Source organism: Ferroplasma sp. Type II, from assembly GCF_000496155.1.
The window spans coordinates 4,438-5,863 of sequence record NZ_KI542773.1 but is presented as its reverse complement, the minus strand read 5'-3'; the positions used below and the strand labels follow the sequence as shown (position 1 = coordinate 5,863).

1 protein-coding gene is annotated in these 1,426 nt (G+C 32.2%); it reads right to left on the bottom strand.

Annotation, left to right across the window (positions count from 1 at the left end):
- The coding region (locus AMDU4_RS10920; RefSeq protein WP_021788027.1) for a carbohydrate ABC transporter permease at positions 1–771 on the bottom strand (771 nt) is incomplete at its 3' end.
- Between the last annotated feature and the right edge of the window lie 655 nt (positions 772–1,426).

The following is a 1,426-nucleotide window of genomic DNA, read 5'->3' as shown; positions in this document are numbered from 1 at the left end:
CGTAGCAGCAGCGTATGAGTAGCCAATCGTTGATATAGAGGTAAAATACTCATACACGAGCGTATTTATTAAAGATGGATGATAGCCAATTAATATTAATGGTAAAGCGAATATATTAAATTCACTAACGCCCCTTATTAAAAGAGCTATTGCAATAAAGGGTGCCAGATTTGGAAGTGTTATATAGATAAATCTTCTCAAAGGGCCAGCACCATCCACGCTGGCAGCCTCACTCATTGAAGGGGGTATGCTAGAAAGCCCGCCAAGCAATATTAGCGCTACCAACGGCGTATTCTTCCAAAAATCTGCAAACATCACAACGCCCATAGATGAATAAATGTTGGAATACCAGTTAACATCTGGAATACCAAATGAATGTAAAGTTGAGTTTGCGAATCCTCCTATAGGACTGAAAATAAGCGCAAAAATAAAGGCGGAAACAACTGTGGCAACACCATATGGTATTATAAACACTGTAGAGAAAAATTTGTTTCCCTTTAAGGATTTGATTAAAATATTCGCTATAAGCATGGCAAAAAAGAGCTGAATTAATAAAGCACCGAAACTAACAATCACAGTATGAAACATCGAGTTAAGAAGGCCCCCCTGAACAATAGCAGTATAATTTGATAACGAATAAACCCCCTTTGATGACTTAAAGCTAAAAAATACTACGGATGCAGCAGGGAAAAAGGATAAAATTGCTACGTATGCTAAGGCCGGAAGGACGAAGAGTAGATATTTATAGTTTCTATATTTTTTAACATACATAAGGAATTATTTATTGAAATGTTATATTTAAACATTTTTATTATGACAATAATGTATTTATAAGCATTTCTGTCGATAATTTTTATTATTATTGAATATTTGGTTAGTTTATACATAAAACTTTGCTATTTTTAATTTAATTTCTGAATATTTGTGCAAATTGAGGGGAAAATACGAATATCATCCATTTTTTACTTTTTTCGTATTAATTTTAGTTTCTGCTTCGTATAATCTCTACTTTATATCCCGTGCTGTCATCATTACCCACTCACTGAAAAATTGAATGTCCCTACTTTATCTGCATGTGCCTGCTTCCTATTTTTAAGAATAAGAGTCGCCGGACTATTATATGGGTAAAATTCACCGACATTCACAAACAATCCCTATCCGCAGAATATTCAAAATAAGGACTCTACACTATAATAGTCAGGCAAGATTATTCAAAGTGATTTTAATAATATCAGGGTTATTTATATTTCATCTCTCTGGAACAACCCACACAAAAGGCAAGGAACCAAAAATAATTAACAGATAAATATAGATGTACTATAAATATTAGAAGTGTTAAATTTAGAAGAATTAATATACTTAACGCANAAATTTAGTTTTAATAATAAAATTTATATACAACCTATTAAATACCGTAGTATGAAAA